At 72.1% G+C, this 19,170-nt stretch carries 15 protein-coding genes; 4 read left to right on the top strand and 11 right to left on the bottom strand.

Going from position 1 to position 19,170, the window contains the following annotated elements:
* Positions 1–45: 45 nt before the first annotated feature.
* The gene (locus tag STRCI_RS22070) at positions 46–384 is read right to left on the bottom strand and encodes a YbaB/EbfC family nucleoid-associated protein (protein ID WP_269660683.1); all 339 of its coding nucleotides are present in this window, start codon (positions 382–384) and stop codon (positions 46–48) included.
* A gap of 260 nt (positions 385–644) precedes the next feature.
* Between STRCI_RS22070 and STRCI_RS22065 the strand changes: the two genes are divergently transcribed.
* Complete coding sequence (locus STRCI_RS22065) at positions 645–1,394, top strand: SLATT domain-containing protein (protein WP_269660682.1); 750 nt, start codon at positions 645–647, stop codon at positions 1,392–1,394.
* 3 nt (positions 1,395–1,397) lie between these two features.
* Here the strand turns inward: STRCI_RS22065 and STRCI_RS22060 are convergent, their stop codons facing one another.
* From STRCI_RS22060 to STRCI_RS22045, 4 genes are all read right to left on the bottom strand, one after another.
* Complete coding sequence (locus STRCI_RS22060; RefSeq protein WP_269664612.1) at positions 1,398–2,951, bottom strand: PstS family phosphate ABC transporter substrate-binding protein; 1,554 nt, start codon at positions 2,949–2,951, stop codon at positions 1,398–1,400.
* A 129-nt stretch (positions 2,952–3,080) separates the two neighbouring features.
* Entirely contained in the window at positions 3,081–4,970 is a 1,890-nt protein-coding gene (locus STRCI_RS22055; RefSeq protein ID WP_269660681.1) for a serine/threonine-protein kinase, read from the bottom strand.
* Between the two features lie 78 nt (positions 4,971–5,048).
* On the bottom strand, positions 5,049–5,507 hold the full coding sequence (locus STRCI_RS22050) for a MarR family winged helix-turn-helix transcriptional regulator (protein WP_269660680.1): 459 nt from the start codon (positions 5,505–5,507) through the stop codon (positions 5,049–5,051).
* On the bottom strand, positions 5,504–6,103 hold the full coding sequence (locus STRCI_RS22045; protein WP_269660679.1) for a type 1 glutamine amidotransferase family protein: 600 nt from the start codon (positions 6,101–6,103) through the stop codon (positions 5,504–5,506). Before STRCI_RS22045 ends, STRCI_RS22050 begins: the two co-directional genes overlap by 4 nt.
* A 157-nt stretch (positions 6,104–6,260) precedes the next feature.
* Between STRCI_RS22045 and STRCI_RS22040 the strand changes: the two genes are divergently transcribed.
* The 3 genes from STRCI_RS22040 (at position 6,261) to STRCI_RS22030 (ending at position 9,251) form a co-directional block, all read left to right on the top strand.
* Positions 6,261–7,616 carry an aspartate aminotransferase family protein gene (locus tag STRCI_RS22040; RefSeq protein ID WP_269660678.1) on the top strand — a complete coding sequence of 452 codons (1,356 nt, stop codon included), beginning with the start codon at positions 6,261–6,263 and terminating at the stop codon, positions 7,614–7,616.
* A gap of 143 nt (positions 7,617–7,759) precedes the next feature.
* Positions 7,760–8,458 (top strand): GntR family transcriptional regulator, encoded by a 699-nt coding sequence (locus STRCI_RS22035; protein ID WP_269660677.1) that lies wholly within the window; start codon positions 7,760–7,762, stop codon positions 8,456–8,458.
* Between the two features lie 142 nt (positions 8,459–8,600).
* Positions 8,601–9,251: a hypothetical protein gene (locus STRCI_RS22030; RefSeq protein ID WP_269660676.1), complete on the top strand. Its 651-nt coding sequence runs from the start codon at positions 8,601–8,603 to the stop codon at positions 9,249–9,251.
* Here STRCI_RS22030 and STRCI_RS22025 read toward each other — a convergent pair.
* The 6 genes from STRCI_RS22025 to STRCI_RS22000 form a co-directional block, all read right to left on the bottom strand.
* A complete protein-coding gene (locus tag STRCI_RS22025) occupies positions 9,244–12,627 on the bottom strand; it encodes an NACHT domain-containing protein (RefSeq protein WP_269660675.1) in 3,384 nt (1,127 codons plus the stop codon). The two genes, STRCI_RS22030 and STRCI_RS22025, sit on opposite strands and share 8 nt — an antisense overlap.
* A 127-nt stretch (positions 12,628–12,754) precedes the next feature.
* Positions 12,755–13,051, bottom strand: a complete 297-nt coding sequence (locus STRCI_RS22020) for a hypothetical protein (protein ID WP_269660674.1) — start codon at positions 13,049–13,051, stop codon at positions 12,755–12,757.
* A 97-nt stretch (positions 13,052–13,148) separates the two neighbouring features.
* Positions 13,149–16,631, bottom strand: a complete 3,483-nt coding sequence (locus STRCI_RS22015; RefSeq protein WP_269660673.1) for an NACHT domain-containing protein — start codon at positions 16,629–16,631, stop codon at positions 13,149–13,151.
* Positions 16,632–16,647: 16 nt separating this feature from the next.
* On the bottom strand, positions 16,648–17,034 hold the full coding sequence (locus STRCI_RS22010) for a hypothetical protein (RefSeq protein ID WP_269660672.1): 387 nt from the start codon (positions 17,032–17,034) through the stop codon (positions 16,648–16,650).
* A 72-nt stretch (positions 17,035–17,106) separates the two neighbouring features.
* Positions 17,107–17,796 carry a response regulator gene (locus STRCI_RS22005; RefSeq protein WP_269660671.1) on the bottom strand — a complete coding sequence of 230 codons (690 nt, stop codon included), beginning with the start codon at positions 17,794–17,796 and terminating at the stop codon, positions 17,107–17,109.
* Positions 17,793–19,070, bottom strand: a complete 1,278-nt coding sequence (locus STRCI_RS22000) for a sensor histidine kinase (protein WP_269660670.1) — start codon at positions 19,068–19,070, stop codon at positions 17,793–17,795. The genes STRCI_RS22005 and STRCI_RS22000 overlap by 4 nt, the downstream gene beginning before the upstream one ends.
* Between the last annotated feature and the right edge of the window lie 100 nt (positions 19,071–19,170).

The following is a 19,170-nucleotide window of genomic DNA, read 5'->3' as shown; positions in this document are numbered from 1 at the left end:
TCCTGGGGTTCCTTCACTACGTACGGTAGAGGGCCCACCGCTGTCTTAGAAAGGCAGGCCGGGAATGCCGCCGCCGAGGCCCTGGGCGAGCGGGCCGAGCTTCTGCTGCTGGAGGGTCTGGGCGTTCTCGTTGGCGGCCTGGACGGCGGCGACGATCAGGTCGGCGAGGGTGTCGGTGTCGTCCGGGTCCACCGCCTTCGGGTCGATCTTGAGGGCGCGGAGTTCGCCGGAGCCGGTGACGGTCGCCCTGACCAGGCCGCCGCCCGCCTGACCGTCGACCTCGGTCCGCGCCAGTTCCTCCTGGGCGTTCGCCAGGTCCTGCTGCATCTTCTGGGCCTGCTGGAGCAGCTGCTGCATATTGGGCTGGCCACCACCGGGGATCACGATCAGCTCCTCTTCCCGTATTCCCTACTGATTTTCCCGTTCGGCACGAGCCTACGTGGTCCGCGCAGGCATCGCCCCGGCACTCTTTCGAGTGAAGGGAATGGGAGGCGTATACCTGATCAAGGGCCACTTCCGAGCGGAAAAGCGGTGAAAGGCATCCCTTCGCCACCCATTGGGCGGTAGGAAGGGTCCGGCGCATGCGCATCAGATGTCACGGAACGTGATCGGTCGGATCGGTCGGATCAGGTAGGGAGTGCCGGGTGGGTCAGCCGGAGATGCAGCCCGAGGGTCCGCCGTACGACGGGCGGGGCGAGGGCGCCGCCGGGCCGCGGGCGGGCGATCTGACGGGGCGGGCGTTTCCGCTCGGTGACTGGGGTGAGCCCGCGGTGCGGCTGGACGAGCTGTACCAGTGGGTGGAGCGCGGGGCGCTCGACACGGCGGCCTGGTATCTCGCGGACCGGGTGTGGAAGCGGCGGGGGGCCCGGGTGCTGCGCGGGGGTGCGGCGGTGGGGGCGGTGTCGGGGGCCGCGCTGCCGTTGCTGGATCTGACCGGGGTGATGGGCGGGGTGGCGCCCTGGGGGTATCTGGCACTGATGCTGGCGGTGGCGTGTGTGGGGGTGGACCGGTTCTTCGGGGTCACGTCCGGGTGGATAAGGGATGTGGCCACGGCGCAGGCGGTGCAGCGGCGGCTGCAGATTCTCCAGTTCGACTGGGCGTCGGAGAGTGTGCGGGAGGTGCTGGGGCCCGCGGAGGGGACGGCGAGCGAGGCGACCGAGCGGTGTCTCGGGGTGCTGCGGCGGTTCTCGGAGGACGTGACGGAGCTGGTGCGCACCGAGACGGCGGACTGGATGGTGGAGTTCCGCACGGGCTCGGCGCCCATGGGCATCCAGGGAGCGGTCACGGGAGGCGGCCGCCAGGACGGAACGGTCGTCCACGGCCGCTTCCCGATGCCCCCCGGCGGCACGACCCGCCCGAACATGCCCCGCCAACGCCCCCCGGAGCCGCGGTGACGCTCAGCTCGCGTCCCCGCACAGGCGCTCGCCCTCAGGGGTCGCGCAGGGGACGTGGTCGTGAGTGCGGATCTGGGTCTCGCCGCTGGTTCTTATGTAGTTGAGGAAGCTGCCGGCGAGGGAGCCGCCCGGGGGGTCGCCGTAGGTGTAGGCGTACTCCACTCCGTAGTACGGGTAGGGATCGCGCGGGCGTTCTATCGCTTCCACCGACGCGGTCCCGCCCTCCAGACGGACCCGGCTGATGTGGGGCCGGCCCGTCGCGATGTTCAGTTCGCTGTAGCCGATCGCCCCCTTGATCTCCGCCACCTTCTCCAGCACCTCCTCCGTCGAGTCCAGTTCGCAGCGCACTGGCGCCGAGCGGTCCGTCCGGATGTCGCAGTCCAGCGAGGTGCTCGGCACGCCTTCCCAGGTGCCCTCCAGCACCTGGTCCTGGAAGACCTGACGGGTACCGGAGTCCGCGTCGCGGCTCACCAGGACCACCCGCCAGTGCGGCAGCGCGGGGTCCAGCTCGTCCCAGTACGTGATCCCGCCCGCGTAGATACGTCCGACGTCGGTGAGCGTGAGGCCGTCCGCCGGGAGTTTCAGGCTGTCGTTCACCACCAGCGTGAAGACGGACAGGGCGATGGGCAGGCGGGTCAGGTGCTCGCCCGCCCGTTTGCTCGCCCCGTCGTGGAACGCGATCATCGAGGACTGACGGCTGCGCGATTCGCCTTCCAGGGCGGCCAGTTCACCGACTCCCGCGGAGCTGCCTCGCGCCTCCACCGTGATCTCCGCGCCCTCGCAGTCCTTGGCGTACTCCTTCGCCAGGTCCCGTACCACCGGGGCGAACGCGGTGGAGCCGGTGATCGTCAGCGTGCCCTTCTCGCAGCCGAGCGGCGGCGGTGTGTCGTCGCGGACGACGACGATCGTGGCGAGGGTGAGCACCGAGACCGTGAGCATGATGGTGATCAGCCGGGCCGCACGGCTGAACAGCGGCGGCTTGTCGTCCGGTGTCGCACTGCGGTTGGGGTGCACCTCGCCGTCGCGGATACCGCCGATCAGCCGGATGTCCCGGCCGACGTCACCGCCCGACAGCAGCACCAGCAGCTTGAAGTGCTCGCCCCGGTTGAGCGGGACGCGCGGGATGCGCAGGGTGTTGCCGCCGGCGTCGTAGCCGAAGCCCGCGTGCGGGGTGAAGTGGCTCATCAGGTGGTCGGTGCCGGGCGGCTGGGTGACCGAGACACCGCGGATGCTGCGGTCCGTGAACACCGCGGTCAGACCGTGCAGTTCACGGCTGGTGTAGTCGTCGTGGCCGATGCCCTGCGAACCGTCGTTCTCGACGCGCAGCAGCACCAGCGTCGCCTGGTGCATACCGGGTGCCTCGTCGAAGAGGCCGAGCCGGACGTTGGCGCGGCCGGATGTCACGTCGTCGCCGATGGGGTTGTCCATCTGGACGCGGTATCCGATCCGCTTGCGCCGCGGCACCCGGCGTTCGTACCAGACCATCACGGCCGAGGCCACGATGCCGGCCACCGCCGTCGCCACGGCCACGACGTTCTCTGCGCTCAGCAACTCCACCGGGTGCCCCCGCCGCTCCCTGGAGCCGGACAATTGTGCGGACACCTTATGTTCGGGGGGTGGGGGATTCCGGTTCCGTCCGCAGATGTTCGCCGAGCATTCAACCTGTCGCGCACTGGGGCGAGTTGGTCACTCCTTGGTGTACGTCAGCTTCTCGCCCGTGTCGGTGTTCACCCGCTCCAGGCTGCCGTCCCCGAGCAGCGTGAGCTCGGTCGCGGCGCCCGGGGTGCAGGAGGCGGCCGGCTCGCCGACGGTGACGGTGGACGGGCCGATCGCCAACGCGCCGTCCCCGGCGGGTGCTTGGGTCAGCGACGCCTGGAAGACGCAGTGGTAGTCCGCGCCGTCCGCGACCAGCGAGAGCACGGTGTCGCCCACCTCGCCCTGCCGGATGGTCAGTTGACGGGTGTGGTGGCCCGCGTCGTTGTCGAGGGTGGTGGACCAGGTGCCGAGGTAGCCGGTGGGGATCGCGCCGTCCGCGGGCGCGGAGGACGAGACGTCGGGGCTCGGTCCGCCGGTCGTCGGCCCGGGGCTCACGGGTGCGCTCGACCGCGGCGGCACGGTGGGCGTGCCCTCGGTGCCGTCGTCGTCGGAGCCGTTCATCAGGGCGTACACCGACCCTCCGGCGGCCACCGCCACGACGAGCGCGACGGCGAGCAGCAGCGCGGTGGAACGACCGCTGCGCCGCGCGGTCTCCGGCGGCGGCACGGCCGGACCGTAGGGCGGGGTGGAGCCATAGGGCGGGGTGGAGTAGGAGGGGGGCAGGGGCTGGTAGACGGGATGGGGATGGCCGTACGACGGATGCGCGGGGCCCGGAGGCGCGGGCGCCCCGAAGGCCAAGGCCCCGGCGGGAGGACCACCCGGCGGCGCCGCGGGCATCGGTGGCGGGGTCTCCCCCGGCCCCGCGGTCACCGTGGGAAGGTGCCCCATGGGCCCGCCCACCCCAGGCTCACCCGGAGCGGGCGGCCCCGTCGGCACGCCCCCGAGCCGCACGGTCCCGGCATCGTCGGCGGCGGCCGCGTGCTCCGGCGACCCCGCACCGGGCGCGCCGCCCCCCACTGTTCCCGCGCCGCTGCCGCCGCCCTCGCTCTCCTCGTCCCCCACCGGATCCTCCGCGTCCAGCAACCCCACGGCATGGCGGCCGAGTTGGGCCACCAGGGCGCTCGGGAGCCAGGGGTCGCGGGAGCGGCCGTCGGAGACGGTGTCCTCCGCGCCGGTGTGCTCCAGGATGCGGGCGAGGGAGGGGCGGGCCGCCGGGTCCTTGCGCAGGCAGTCGCGGACCAGGTCGGCGATGCCCTCCGGCACCCCCTCCAGGTCCGGTTCCTCCTGGGCGATACGGAACATCAGCGCGTGCACTCCGCTGCCCCCGGCGCCGAACGGAAGGCGGCCGGTGGCGGCGTAGGCGAGGACGGAGCCGAGGCAGAAGACGTCGCACGCGGGGGTGATGCGGTCGCCGCGCACCTGCTCGGGCGCCATGAACCCCGGTGAGCCGACGAGCGCGCCGGTGCGGGTGAGGCCGGATTCGGCGACCGTCTCCAGGGCCCGCGCGATGCCGAAGTCGATGACGCGGGGCCCGTCGATGGTGACGAGGACGTTGGAGGGCTTCAGGTCCCGGTGGACGATCCCTGCGGCGTGGATGTCGGTGAGCGCGTGGGCGAGCCCGGCGGCGAGGATCCGTACCGAACGCTCGGGCAGTGCCCCGTGGTCGTGCCCGACGACCCGTTCGAGGCTGGGCCCGGCGACATAGCCGGTGGCCACCCACGGCACCGCGGCCTCGGTGTCGGCGTCGAGCACGGGCGCCGTCCAGTGCCCGCCGACCCGCCGCGCGGCCTGCACCTCCTGCCGGAACCGCGCCCGGAACTCCTCCTGCGCGGCGAGTTCCGCCCGCACCAGCTTCACCGCGACCGTGCGCCCCCGCTCCGAGCGGGCGAGATACACCTGCCCCATCCCGCCGGCCCCGAGCCGCGCCAGCAGCCGGTACGCACCGATGCGCTGTGGATCCCCCGGCCCCAGCTGGTCCATCCAGGCCCCTCCCCCGAAACGCCCCGTACGACAGGCCCACGATAGTGCGGGCATACCGGGAGGTGAGCGGGCCCCTGTCTACGGTTCCGTAACAGCCGGAGCGGTCTCCTCCAGGACCTTCGAGAGGCGTTCCAGCATCCGTACGGCGTCCGCGAGTTCGGCCTCGCCGAAGGCTTCCGCGAGCCGGTCGGCGAAGGCCGCGTGGCCGGGGTCGACGCGACGGATCGCGGCGAGGCCCTCGGCGGTCGGCGCGAGCAGCTTGGCGCGGCGGTGGGCCGGATTGGGGCGGTACTCCGCGAGGCCCCGGTCCACCAGCAGATCCGCGATGCGCTGCACGCTCTGCCGGGTGATGCCCATCGCGCGGGCGATCCCGGCGACCGGCAGCGGCTCGCGCAGCACCGCGCCCAGCACCTGCCACCAGGCCGCCGTGAGCCCGGCGGGCTTCGCCAACTCCTCGGCCACCGCCAGGAACTGGCCGTTCAGCCGGAAGACCCCGAGCGCTCCCCGGCTCAGCAGATCCTGCCGGTCACGGCTCATCCGGCGGCCTCCAGTACGGCGTAGGCCTCGGCGTCCGAGTCGTGGAACAGCCGGTACCAGGCGTCCAGGACCTCGCCCTGGTAGACCCCGAGCAGCCCGAAGATCTCGCGGGCGAAGGCGACCGGGTCGGTGGGGCCCGCGGTGATCAGTCCGCGGTCGGTGACGGCGTCGCTGTCGACGTAGCGTTCACCGCCGCCGTACCCGGTGGCCGCGAGGTAGAAGGAGACCGCGCTCGTGTGGTCCCGGTCGTCGAGCAGCCCTTCCCGGGCGAGCCCGGCGGTGGCCCCGCAGATCGCGGCGACCGGCACCCCGGCGGCCAGGAACTCGCGCGCCTTGCGGGCGAAGGGCGCGAGGTCCTCGGAGGTGTCCCACAGATCGGCGCCCGGCAGGATCAGCAGCGCGCTGTCCTCGGGCCGCAGGCCGTCCAGTGCCAGGTCGGGCGTGACGGAGAGGCCGCCGATGCTGCGGACGGGCGCGGTCGCGGGACCCGCGGTGCGGACCTCGTACCCGGCCCGGGCGAGGAACGCGGTGGCGTATCCGGTCTCCCAGTCGGCGAAGGTGTCGTAGACGGCGAGGTGTACGGGCTTGCGGCTCATGTCTGCCTCCTCGGCTTCGCTGCTTATGACAGTATCCTGTCATTAACGCAGCATGCTGTCAATAGGATGAGTGTCGACAACCTGTCGCATCGGTGCGGCGTCCCGCAGACAGGACGCCGATATCGCTTCCGCATCGCGGACATTTACCCTCGGCCGCATGACCCCTCAGCCAAACCCCGAGGCCGGCGCCGCCGTGAAGGCCGCGGACCGTGCGCATGTCTTCCACTCCTGGTCCGCGCAGGAGCTCATCGACCCGCTCGCCGTCGCCGGCGCGGAGGGGTCGTACTTCTGGGACTACGACGGCAACCGCTACCTCGACTTCACCAGCGGGCTCGTCTACACCAACATCGGCTACCAGCACCCCAAGGTCGTCGCCGCGATCCAGGAGCAGGCCGGGCGGATGACGACGTTCGCGCCCGCCTTCGCCGTCGAGGCGCGCTCGGAGGCGGCGCGGCTCATCGCCGAGCGGACGCCGGGGGACCTCGACAAGATCTTCTTCACCAACGGCGGCGCCGACGCCGTCGAGCATGCGGTGCGCATGGCCCGGCTGCACACGGGCCGCCCGAAGGTGCTCTCGGCGTACCGCTCGTACCACGGCGGCACCCAGCAGGCCGTGAACCTCACCGGCGACCCGCGCCGCTGGGCCTCCGACAGCGCCACCGCCGGGGTCGTGCACTTCTGGGCGCCCTACCTCTACCGCTCCCGCTTCTACGCCGAGACCGAGGAGCAGGAGTGCGCCCGGGCGCTGGAGCACCTGGAGACGACGATCGCCTTCGAGGGGCCGTCGACGATCGCCGCGATCATCCTGGAGACGATCCCGGGCACGGCGGGGATCATGGTGCCGCCGCCGGGCTATCTGGCCGGGGTGCGTGAGATATGCGACAAGTACGGGATCGTCTTCGTCCTGGACGAGGTCATGGCCGGGTTCGGGCGGACCGGTGAGTGGTTCGCGGCGGACCTGTTCGGCGTCGTACCGGACCTGATGACCTTCGCCAAGGGCGTGAACTCCGGGTATGTGCCACTCGGCGGGGTGGCGATCTCCGGGGCGATCGCGGAGACCTTCGGGAAGCGGCCCTACCCGGGCGGTCTGACGTACTCCGGGCATCCGCTGGCCTGTGCCGCCGCCGTCGCGACGATCAACGTGATGGCGGAGGAGGGGGTCGTCGAGAACGCGGCGCGGCTCGGCGCCTCCGTGGTGGAACCCGCGCTGCGCGAGCTGGCCGAACGGCACCCGAGCGTCGGCGAGGTGCGCGGCGTCGGCATGTTCTGGGCCCTGGACCTGGTGAAGAACCGGGAGACCCGGGAGCCGCTGGTGCCGTACAACGCGGCCGGCGAGGCGAACGCGCCGATGGCCGCCTTCGGTGCCGCGGCGAAGAAGCACGGGATCTGGCCGTTCGTGAACATGAACCGCACGCATGTCGTGCCCCCGTGCAACGTCTCCGAGGCGGAGCTGAAGGAGGGCCTGGCGGCACTGGACGCGGCCCTGTCCGTGGCGGACGAGTACACGGAGTAGCCGTCAAGAGCCGTTGCTGTGGCCGCTGCTGTGGCCTGGGTCACCCCCGAGCCTCCCCGTAGGGCGAACGCGTAAGGTGGCGTGCTCGTAGAAGTACGTGTACGCCATCCCGCGTCACCCCCCGACGAGGAGACCCTCCGACCATGCCCGGCCCCACCGGCAACGGTGCCGTGACCCGCAGCACCCTGCGTCAGCAGATCGCGGACGCGCTGCGGGACGAGGTGCTGGCCGGGCGGCTCCAGCCGGGGCAGGAGTTCACCGTCAAGGAGATAGCCGAGCAGTACGGCGTCTCCGCCACCCCCGTGCGCGAGGCCCTGGTCGACCTGGCCGCGCAGGGGCTGCTGGAGGCGGACCAGCACCGGGGCTTCCGGGTGCACGAGTACTCGTACGACGACTACCGGGGCATCATCGAGGCCCGCAGCCTGGTGACCGACGGCATGTTCAAGGCCCTCGACGATGGCCTCAAGGGCTACTCCGAGCCCGGCGATCCCCGTACCGCCGCCGCACTCGCCGGTGTCCGGCGCCGTGGCGAGGAGGCCCAGCGCGCCGCCACCGCCGGGGACCTGACCGTCCTCATAGGCTATGACCTGCGCTTCTGGCGCGAACTCGGGGCGCTGTTCGGCAACCCCTACCTCACCGACTTCCTGCACCGGCTGCGCGTGCAGTCCTGGGTGTGCGCGGTCCAGCACCTGCGTCTGCTGACCGATCTGCGCGGGGAGCTGTGGTCCGGCCACACCGAGCTGGTCGACGCCCTGTCCCGCCGTGACACCCGGGCCGCGCGGTCCATCGTCAGCGCGTACAACACCCACTCCCTCACCCTGATCGGGCGACTCGCGTCCTGAGGGCCGGGGTAGGGGACAGGCACCATCCGGCAACTACGGCACGATTCCGGCCCGCGACCGGTACTGGGGGGTTTCACCCCGGGCCGTACCGATTACTCTTCCCTGACCATGGCACTACGCCCCGCTACGCGAGGAGCCCCTTTTGGCCTGTGACCTGTGGCTGGTACCGCTCGTGGACGTGTTGTGCCACACCCCCGACAACCCGTTCGCCGACGAACTCGCGCAATACAACACGGTGCTCGCCGAGGCCGGGCTCCCGCCGGTGCCGGTGTACCAGTACATGCCGGGTCTGTCCGGCGAGGTCGCCCCGGTGGCCGGGTTCGACTACGACGCGCTGCACTTCCTGCGCCGGGCCTATCTGCTCCAGGTGTGCGGGCTGCCGGTGACGCCGGTGGACGAACTCGGCGGGGACTACGAGCAGCTCCTGGAGATGTTCGAGGGTACGGCGCAGCAGTCGCACCTGGTCTGGCACTACGACCACGCGGGGGCGTACGTCCCGGTGGACTTCCCGCACCCGCTCTCCAGCGATGAACTCCTCGCCGGGGGCGGCCCCTTGGGTTCCTCCCAGACCCTGCTCAAGGAACTGGAGTTCGTGGCCCCCTCGATCGGCATCGACCCGGCGAACCCGCCCGCGGCACCCCAACCGCCGCTCGCCCCGACCGAGTTGGAAGAACCGGCCATCCCCGCACCGTACGACCCGAGCCCCTTCGCCCGCGAACGGCATGTGTGGCTGGGGCTGCATGCGGCGGCTACGCGGAGTCTGGCGCAGGGGTCGATGATCATCTTCAGCTGAGGGGAGGGGAGATCTGCGTGTAGACGCTGTTGACGATCTTCTGGGCCATGTCGGGGGGCATTCCGTCCCCTTCCCACACGCTTGCGCGGACCAACACGAGTCGGGGGCTTCCCCCTTCGGGGATGTGCTGAGCGAGGAGGGACATCTGGTACCAGCCGCCCTGTCCACGGTCCACGGCGTACCGCACGCCTTGTGTGGGGGCGTCCCGCCAGGAGTTCGCCGCCCGCTGAAAATCACGGGTCTGCGCCGGCGTACAGCCACCTTCGGGGCACAGACGCTCGGTCATGTGCAGATTCAGGCGCCCAGTGGCCTCCTCGGCGCCCCAGCATGAAGCGTAGTGCGTCCCTTTACCCCCCTTCGCCGCGTTGTCGCAGGAGATCTCCGGCGGTGTCCGCACAGAAACACTGATGCCGTCGATGGTCTGGATGTCGGACGGATCGTCATCACGCCAGACTGCGCCGTACGCGGCTCGCTCCGGGCGCCGGTAGCCACTCACCCGCGTCTTCTCCGGAACCTCGGCCTCAGGGACGTCGGCCAGTTCGCGGTCCCCGACGTGGATCCTGTCCGGCGGTACGCCGGCCCCACGCAGGACTTCCTCGGCCAGGATCCGGGCCACCTCGGTCACCCGGCGCGCGGTGGCGTACTCCTCCGCGTACGCCACGGTGACGATCAGGTTCGCCGCCCGTACCGCGACCGTCGCTTCCGGTGCGCTGTGCGGCCCCAACGGCATCACGCTCCCCATCCACTCGTCGCCGAGACCCGGGGTCGGGGACCGCCCTCCGAGGTCGAAGTCGGAGCGGAGGGAGCTCCGCGCGTCCTCGATCCCGCTGGACCCCCAGAAAGCGCGCAGCGCGTTCACGCGGACCTCCAGCGTGCGCGCGGGCCGGAACGGCGATCTCTCGGAGTACTCACAGGAGAACTCGGACTCGGTGACCTTGACCGGCTCGACGATGACCGCCCGCACGTGCGTGACGGAGAGCAGCGCGCAGGGCGACTTCGCCGCCCGGTAGGGATACGTCAGCTGGGGGGCGAGGAAGTACACCGTCAAGCCTGCCGACACCAGGAGCAGGAACAGGTTGCCGAGCGCCTGGCCACCGATGCTCTCGATGGAGGTCTCCCGCTTGGCCGGGTCGGGTCCGCTGTCACCGTCCTCGGTGACCCCCGCCGCCTCGGCGAGGCGGTTGCGCAGCTCGATGTGGCGGAACCGGTACAGGCCCCCGGACTGGCGCAGCACACCCCGTCGGTGCGCATCGCTGAGGAAAGTCATCACCGGCCACGGCAGGGCACCGGTGGCGAAGAAGTAGAGCCGGGCCACAGTCAGCCGGCCGGCGGCCGACACCGACCACCGGCACAGGATCCACGCCAGGATCGCGAGGCCGACCGTACGGGACCAGGCCAGGCCGTTCATCAGGTGGTGGTCGACCGACATCTGCCACAGGAACACCAGAGTGAAGCCACTCATCAGCACCACCTCGGTCATGCAGCGGCGGTGAGTCGGACGGAGAGGCGCGGCCAGACAGAGCACCAACTGGGCGAGCAGGTCCGACCGGAGCAGCGCGGCGGGTTCCGGCGCGTCGGCCGGGTCTGCCGGGTGGCTCGTCAGACCCAGCAGACAGGTGAGCACCGAGATCGCCAACAACAGCAGGGTCGGCGCCCAGGTCTCCAAGTCGCCCAGCGGGAAGTCGTCCCACACGGCATCGAGCGCGACCGTGATGGCCAAAGCGAACAAGACGCCGACCGCGATCGGCCACAGCCATCGTTGCATTTCGCGCAGTTCTTCCCGAGCCGGCCGGTACAGCCGCTGCGGCGGATACCCGGGCGACGCCACCGCCCAGTCGAACAGCGCCGCTGTTGACCCCAGCAACAGGACGGCCGCCCATGGGGGCACAGGAATGTAGTCGCGCCATGGGGGATGGTCGTAACTCGTCAACCCCACAGCCACGGCGGCGACCCCGACCGACAGCCCCGTGCCCAGCCAGCGCACCGACCACGGGACGACCTCGCCCAGGCGCCACCACGCGATGTCCTGCTCGCCCCGGCGGCGCAGATGGGCCGCCAGATAGCCGACCCACTTCCTGGCCCGCTCCCCGCTGTCCTCGTACGCGGCGGAGAGGAACGCGTCGAACAAGTGGCGTTCCATGACCATGCGTTCGCGGAAGTCGGGGTTGGAGAGGAGTTCGCCGGGGTCCGCGCGGGTCTCGCTGTAGCCGAAGCGGGCGAGGCTCACCATGAGGGGGGTGCTGAGGACCGTGCGGAGGGTCAGGACCTCCGGGGCCCGGTCGGTGGGGTCGGCGAGGCGCTTGAGGACCGGGGTCCATTTCGTGGCCGCCGTCTCCGACGGGTCGGTGCGCAGGGCCGTTCTCGGGAGGTACGCGTCCAGGTCCGCCACCGCCAGCGGGTCCAGCCGCACCACCGCCGCCGCGGGGAGCACCGTCTGGGCCTCGGCGACCGCCCCCTCGTACTCCTCGAACCGGCAGGTCAGCACCAGGCGCGCGGGCTCGTTGAGGCTGCGGCGCAGGCGGGAGAGGGCCTTGGGGCGGGTGGCTTCGGGGAGTTCGTCCAGACCGTCCAGGATCGGCAGGACGCGGCCCGTGGTGATGAGGTCATGAGCGAGCTGGGGCGTGCGCAGACACCCGGGGTGCTGCGCGGAGAGGCGGCGGGCCGCCCAGATCCAGAGGTCCTCCTCCGTCGGGTTCCAGGAGGCGATGGGGAGCAGGACGGGAACGGGGGCGCCCGGGGCGCGGTCCTTCAGGCGCACCCTCGCCAGCCGCAGGACCAGGGCCGACTTGCCCGCGCCGGGGGCACCCAGCACCACCAGGCGGCCGCTGGGGACGGACTCGTAGAAGGGGCCGATCGCGTCGAAGTCGCCGGTGAGGTCCAGCGGGGCCGACCCGGCCGAAGTGATCGGCTCGCGGCGGATGTTGGCCTCGTGGTCGCTGAGCAGCGGGCTCGCCGCCGACCAGCGCACCGGGATCGGCGCCGGGTCGTGGATGTGCTGCTGGCGCTCGTCCCGCAGGTACTCGTCGGTCAGGGCCGTCGCCAAGTCGTCGGCGATCCGGTCGAGTTGTTCCGAGGGCGCGCCCTGGGCCCGCCGCTCCCGCATCCACTCCGCCGCCCACCACACAGCGCCCACGACCAGCAGCGCCGGACCGCTCAGCGCCGCGATCCGCCAGGCGTCCGGGGACAGCGAGCCGGAGTCGGCGTAGAAGGCCGTCGCGGCCCACACCAGCGCACCGGCCGCCGAGAGCACCAGGGCCCTGAGCCGCCGCGCCGACCGGGCCCCGGCCGGGCGCTCCTCCGGACGCGGGCTGTCGAAGTGCAGCGCGACCCGACCGGCCTGCACCACCGGGCCGTTGTAGGTGCCGCTCCCGGACATCCTGTTGTCCGTCCGGAAGTCTTCGTCGTGCTCCCCCGGCATCGCCAGCCGCCCGTCCCCCTACGTACCGTGCGTAGAGAGTAGGGCAAAGCGGGCCGGGTGGGCCGGAGTTGGACGGAGTCGGGCGTCAGCTTCCGCTCAGCTGGGAGAGCCCCTTCTGGAGGTCGTCGGCGTTCATAATGGGAGTGAACACGATCTTCGCGTTCAGCTCGGTGAAGAACGGCTCGGCCGTCGGCGGTAGTTGGGAGCTGTCCTGGAGGTCGAGGATCAGCCAGCAGGTACGGCATCCGTCCTCGGGCCCGAAGTACGCGGCCTCCGGCCTGAGCCTCTCCAGTGCATCCTTGAGGATCTCGGGCATCCGGCCGCTGCGGATCGCCTCGTTCCCCTTCTCGGTGTCCAGCGTCGCTTTCAGCATCATGCGCATCGCACTCACCTTCACCTTCTCCCCGCCCTGCTCCCCACCTCCTCCCTGTTCAGGATATGCCCGATTCATCACCCTTCGCAGAGCAGGGATACATCAGCTACCAGCCTGTCACCTGCGAATACGCCGCGTTGACCATCTTCTGGGCGAGCTCGGTGTCGTCCTTCTCGACCAGGGCGCGGAACCACAGCTGGTGCTCGCGGTCGCCGCGCCGGTCGGGCAGGAAGAGGATCAGTTCGTACTCCCCCTTGTCCGTGCGGCGCTCCAGATAGCGTCCGTCCCCCGACCCCGTCCGCTTCCACCGGTCAACCCCGGGGCCGGCCCACCGCTGCCGGAAGGAGTCGGTCACTGCCGCGGAGCAGCCGGTCGCGGCGCACGGCAGGTCCGCCATGTCCAGCAGCGGAGGATCGTCGACCTTGTTGCTGCATCGCGCGGTCCAGTCACCCTCGGCCAGCGGCTTCTTCGACTCGCTGCACGTGAAGTCGACGGGCACCCGGACCGGCACCTCCAGCCGTTTGAGGACCTGGATCTCCGAGTACTCCTCCCCCTTCCAGACCGGGCCGACCAGCGACCGGTCCGGCACCCACCGGTAGGCGGCGGTGCGCTGCCGGGCGGGCAGCTTCGCGGGCGGTACGTCGGCCAGGGCGCGGCGGTCGGTCCCGGTCACCTCGGCGGGGACCCCGGCCCGGCGCAGGGCCTCCCGGGCGATGACGACGGCCACCTCGGAGACCCGCTCGGGCCCGGCGTACTCCTCGCTGTACTCGATCCACACGGCCACGTTCCCGGCGCGCACATTGATCCTGGCCCTCGGCTCCTTGTGCGGGCCGGAGTTGTCGACCAGCACGGTGGCCTCGTCGCCGAGCCCGGCCAGCGGCTTCTCCCCGTCCATCGCGCTGTCGTCCATCAGCACCCGCGCCCAGTCGGCGCCACTGCCCTCACTCCAGAAGGACCGGTACAGACCCGAGGTGATCGTGAGCCGACGGTCCGGCCGGAACGGCGAGCGCTCGTCGAAGCCGCATCTGCCGTCCTCGGGTTCGCTCTCCATGACGCGGTCGACGAACAGTTCCCTGACATGGGCCGAGCTGACCAGCGCGCAGGGCTCGGGGAGATCCTTGTAGGGGAACTCGAAATCGGGGACGATCACCGCCGCCGAGAGCCCGAAGGCGATGCCGATCACCGACGGCCCGGGGTTCATCAGGTCGCTCAGCGACGGCCGTACGGCCTCCCGGCGAGCCCGGTCGGGGCTGCTGGTGCCGTCCTCGGTGACCCCCGCCGCCTCGGCGAGCCGGTTGCGCAGCTCGATGTGGCGGAAGCGGTACAGGCCCCCGGACTGCCGCAGCACTCCCCTGCGGTGCGCGTCGCGCAGGAAGGCCATCACCCGCCAGGGCAGGGCACCGGTGCAGGACAGATAGAGCCGGGCGACCGAGAGCCGGCCCGACGCGGACACCGACCAGCGGCACACCATCCAGGCCAGCAGCAACAGGCCCAGCGTGAGCGCCCAGTCGGCCCCGCTCACCGCGTCGCGGTCGGATACGCGCAGCCAGACCACCAGCATGATGGAGACCAGGATCAGCAGGCCCTCGGTGAGGATGCGGCGCGGAGGCAGCCGGAACGGCGCGAAGACACCGAGCAGGAGCTGGGTACGGCGGTCGGCGCGCAGCAGCTCCGCGGGCTCGGGGGCGTCGGCCGGGTCGGCGAGCCGGTTCAGCAGGTCGATCAGCCGGGTGGCGACGATCAGCGTCAGCACGATGCCGCCGAAGATCGCCGAGCTGAGCGCCCAGTCCCGCAGGTCCAGCGGCACCAGGACACCGATCCCCATGGTCACGAGCAGCACGGCGAAGAGCAGCGTGCGGGCCTCCGCGCGCAGGCCCCGCAGCTCCGCGAGGCCGGGCCAGTTCAGGCGCTGCGGCGCGTCCACGGGCGCGTCGAACGCCCAGTCCAGCACCGCCGTCAGCCCGCCCAGGAGCAGTACGGCGGCCCACGGCGGCACCGGGAACCACTCGTGCCACCACGGGTGGTCGTAGTCCGTCACGCCGACGGCGAGGGCGGCGACCACCATGGACAGGCCCGTGCCCAGCCAGCGCACCGACCGCGGCACCACCTCGCCGAGCCGCCACCACGCGATGTCCTGTTCCCCGGTGCGGCGCAGATGGGCGGCGAGATACCCGGCCCAGCCGCGGGCCTGCTCGCCGGTCCACCCGGCCCGGCCGGTGTGCTCGTAGGCGGCGGAGAGGAAGGCGTCGTACAAGTGCCGTTCGAGGTTGGTCTGTTCGCGGAACCGCCGGTCCTCGATCAGCTCGGTCGGGTCGGCGCGGGTGCCGGTGTAGACGATGCGGGCGAGGCTGACCATGAGCGGGGTGCTCAGGACCGAGCGCAGGGTCTCGACCTCTGGGGTCCGGTCCTCGGCGTCGGCCAGCCTGGTCAGCACCGGTGTCCACTTGGTGGCGGTCGGCGCCTGTGCGGTGGGGCGGGCGGTGCGCGGGAGGTAGCGCTCCAGGTCGGCCACGGACAGGGGCTGGAGCTGGACGACCGCGGCGGCGGGCAGCACCGTGTCGGCGTCCTCCACGGCCGCCTCGTACTCCTCGATCCGGCAGGTGAGGACCAGTCGCGCGGGGTCGTTCAGGCTGCCCCTCAGCCGGACGAGGGCCTTGGGGCGGGACACCTCGGGGAGTTCGTCGAAGCCGTCCAGGATCGGCAGGATGCGGCCGGTGGTGATCAGGTCGTGGGCGAGCTGGGCGGTGCGCAGGACCGCGGGGTGCAGGGCGGCCAGCCGGCGGGCCGCCCAGTGCCAGGGATCCTCCTCCGTGGGGTTCCAGGAGGCGATGGGCAGCAGCACCGGCACCGGGGCGCCGGAGGTGCGGGCGTCCAGCAGGCGCCGGGCCAGCCGCAGCACCAGCGCCGACTTGCCCGCGCCGGGGGCACCGAGGACCACCAGGCGCTGGCTGGGGACCCGGCCGAAGAAGGGGCCGATCTCGTCGAAGTCACCCTCCAGATCGAGCGGTTGGTCACTCGAGTCGGCCGCCGGGTCCGCGGCCCCGATCGGGCTGCGCCGGATGTTGGCCTGGTGGTCGCTGAGCTGCGCGCCCGCCGCGGACCACCGGACCGGGATGGGCGCCGGGTCGTTCACATGGAGCTGCTTCTCGTCGCGGGCGTACTCCTCCGCGAGCACCGAAGCCAACGAGGCGGCTGTCGCGTCGAGTTGCGCGGGCGTCAGTCTCCGGCGCGGGGCGCGCCGCTCCCGTAACCAGGCCGGCAGGCCCACCAGGACGGTCGCCCACCACAGCGAGCCGGTCACCACCAGGGCCGCGCCCGCCAGGGCGAGGACGCGCCGGGCGCCCGGGGACAGCATCTCCTCGCCCGCCCGCAGCGAGGTGATGACGAAGATGAGCACGCCCAGCAGCACGATGGTCCCGGCGGTGCGCTGCGGCGCGGACCGGGTACCGGCGGGCCGCTCCTCGGGCCGGGGACTGTCGAAGTGGACGGGACCGGTGATGTCCCGTGCCTGGATGACCGGCCCTTGGTAGGTGCCGCTCCCGGAGATCTCGTGCTTCGTTCCGAAGCCGTCGTCGCGCTGCTCCGGCATCGCCGCCGCCCGGGTCCTAACGGCCGAAGTTCAGGGGACCGTTGATGTCCCTCGCCTGGATGACCGGTCCTTTGAAGTCGCCCCCGCTGATCTCGTTGTGGACGCCCCCGGAGCCCGTCGGGCGGGCGGCGTCCCACGCCTCGGCCTTCTGCCGCCAGCTCTCCAGCGCCTGGGCGAACGCGGGATCCTGCACGGCGCGCAGCGCGAGTACGTTGGCCAGTTCCCGGGCCCGGTCGGCGTCGTCCGCGCTCCGGCCGAGCGCCTCCAGCTCCGCCTCACCACTGGGCGCCGCACCCTGCGGACGCCGTCTGAGCAGCCCCTTGAGCGACTCCCAGATCTGCTGCCCCGCCGCCCCTGCGGTGCCCGCCGCCAGCGCCATCAACAGTTCGGGTGCGATCTCCACGAATAACCCCTCCCCCGAGGTCGTGCGTCGAGAGTAGGGCAACAAGACCTCTTTCGGACAGACTTCCGGCGCTCAGCGGTCGCCCGCCCCCGGGGTGATCAGACCCGTCTCGTACGCCACGACCACGGCCTGGGCGCGGTCGCGGAGCCGGAGCTTGGACAGGATCCGGGCCACATGGGTCTTCACGGTGGCCTCGCTCAGGGTGAACCGCTCGGCGAGTTCGGCGTTGCTCAGGCCCGTGCCGACGGCCTGGAGGACCTCCGCCTCCCGCGGGGTGAGCACGGACAGGTCGCGGTGCAGGGCGGCGGTGCGGGTGTCCTGGGAGACGAACCGCTCGACCAGCCGCCGGGTGATGGCCGGGGCGAGCAGCGCGTCGCCGGAGCGGGCCAGGCGGACGGCGGCGACCAGGTGCTCGGGCGTGACGTCCTTGAGCAGGAAGCCGCTGGCGCCGGCGGTGAGGGCCGCGTAGACGTAGCGGTCCAGGTCGTAGGTGGTCAGGATCAGCACGCGCGGGGGCGGATCGGGGACGACGTCACCGGAGAGGATGCGCCGGGTGGCCTCAAGGCCGTCCACGCCCGGCATCCGTACGTCCATCAGCACCAGGTCGGGCCGGGTGCGCCGGACCGCCTCCACCGCCTGCTCACCGTCGGCCGCCTCCGCGACGACGTCGATGCCGTCGGCGGTGAGGATCATCCCGAACCCGGTACGGACCAGGGCCTGGTCGTCGGCGATCACGACGCGGGGGGCGGCGGGGCCGGTCATGACGCCTCCGCCGGAATCACCGCGCGCACCCGGAACCCGCCGGTCGGCCGGGTGCCCGTCTCCAGCGTGCCGCCGTACACCGCGAGCCGCTCCCGCAGGCCCGTCAGCCCCCGGCCGCCGCCCGGTCCGGCCGGGGCCGACGCCGTGCCGCCGGTGTCGGTCACCTCGACGCGCACCACGTCCCCGGCGTGCTCGACCTCGACGCGGACCCGTGCGCCGCCCGCGTGCCGGACGACATTGGTGAGGGCTTCCTGCACCACCCGGTACGCGGCCAGGTCGGCGCCCGGGGCGAGGGGCGCCGGGGTGCCGGTGACGGTCAGCTCGACGGGGACGCCGGTCGCGCGGACCCGGTCGGTGAGCGCGGCGAGCCGGCCGAGCCCCGGCTGGGGGGCCAGGTCCGGATCCAGCTCGGGGTCCGGGCCGGCCTCCCCGTCCATGGTCAACAGGCCCATGACATGGCGGAGTTCGGCCATGGCCGTACGCCCGCCCGCCTCCACGGCCAGCAGCGCCTCGCAGGCCCGGTCGGGCGCGGCGTCCATCACCTTGCGGGCCGCGCCCGCCTGAATCACCATCACGCTCACATTGTGGGTGACGATGTCGTGCAACTCCCGGGCGATCCGCGCCCGTTCGAGCTCGACCGCGAGCCGGGTCGCGGACTGCTGCTGGTCCTGGAGGTCATGGACGCGCTGCTGCCAGGTGTGGATCGCGTTCGCCGCGAGCCCCACCCCCAGCAGCACCAGGAACGGCACGAATCCGGGGGTGAAGGACGGCAGGTACTCCTCGTGGAGCACGGCCAGCAGCAGCCCGCCGAAGACCAGGGCGGACAGCGTGGGCAGCCGGTGCGGACTGTGCACGGCGGCGCTGTACGCGGCGACCACACAGGTCAGGAACGTGTACACCGTCGGGTCGTGCATCCCGGCGCGCTCGTGGAACAGCAGGCTCAGCACGAGCACCGCCCAGAACGCGGCGAGCGGATAGCGGCGCCGTGCGATCAGCGGAGCCGCTGTCAGCGCGGCCAGCACGAGGATCCCGGCGCCGGGCGCCAGCCCCTCCGGCGGCGGCGGGGGCGGGCCGACCGGCGGTTCCGGGATGACGAACGGCGCCACGACGTCCTGCTTGTCCTGGTCGCGGACGCCGGCGGCCGTGCACACGGCCAGCACCAGGGCGAGCACCGTGTCGGCCGTCCACATCCAGCGGGACGGCCGGGGCGCCGGGCCCGGCCGCAGCAGCACCGCGGCACGCTGCCGCCACCGTCGTGTTCCCGCCCCGTCCATGGGTCCAGTCTGGCAAGCGCCCGGCGCCCGCCACATCCCTCTCACCGCCGAGCCGTCGTACATCCCCCGCGTACATCCCAGGGATGACGTGCCCGCCGGG

Source organism: Streptomyces cinnabarinus, from assembly GCF_027270315.1.
Taxonomy (GTDB): Bacteria; Actinomycetota; Actinomycetes; order Streptomycetales; family Streptomycetaceae; genus Streptomyces; species Streptomyces cinnabarinus.
The sequence above is the reverse complement of the archived record's forward strand: the minus strand, read 5'-3'. Positions and strand labels throughout refer to the sequence as shown.

What these genes read in the sequence shown, in the direction of transcription:
- STRCI_RS22055 (WP_269660681.1), bottom strand. Translation starts at nt 4,970, where the DNA reads ATGGACCAGCTGGGGCCGGGGGATCCACAGCGCATCGGTGCGTACCGG.
- STRCI_RS22050 (WP_269660680.1), bottom strand. Translation starts at nt 5,507, where the DNA reads ATGAGCCGTGACCGGCAGGATCTGCTGAGCCGGGGAGCGCTCGGGGTC.
- STRCI_RS22045 (WP_269660679.1), bottom strand. Translation starts at nt 6,103, where the DNA reads ATGAGCCGCAAGCCCGTACACCTCGCCGTCTACGACACCTTCGCCGAC.
- STRCI_RS22040 (WP_269660678.1), top strand. Translation starts at nt 6,261, where the DNA reads ATGACCCCTCAGCCAAACCCCGAGGCCGGCGCCGCCGTGAAGGCCGCG.
- STRCI_RS22035 (WP_269660677.1), top strand. Translation starts at nt 7,760, where the DNA reads ATGCCCGGCCCCACCGGCAACGGTGCCGTGACCCGCAGCACCCTGCGT.
- STRCI_RS22025 (WP_269660675.1), bottom strand. Translation starts at nt 12,627, where the DNA reads ATGTCCGGGAGCGGCACCTACAACGGCCCGGTGGTGCAGGCCGGTCGG.
- STRCI_RS22020 (WP_269660674.1), bottom strand. Translation starts at nt 13,051, where the DNA reads ATGCGCATGATGCTGAAAGCGACGCTGGACACCGAGAAGGGGAACGAG.
- STRCI_RS22015 (WP_269660673.1), bottom strand. Translation starts at nt 16,631, where the DNA reads ATGCCGGAGCAGCGCGACGACGGCTTCGGAACGAAGCACGAGATCTCC.
- STRCI_RS22005 (WP_269660671.1), bottom strand. Translation starts at nt 17,796, where the DNA reads ATGACCGGCCCCGCCGCCCCCCGCGTCGTGATCGCCGACGACCAGGCC.
- STRCI_RS22000 (WP_269660670.1), bottom strand. Translation starts at nt 19,070, where the DNA reads ATGGACGGGGCGGGAACACGACGGTGGCGGCAGCGTGCCGCGGTGCTG.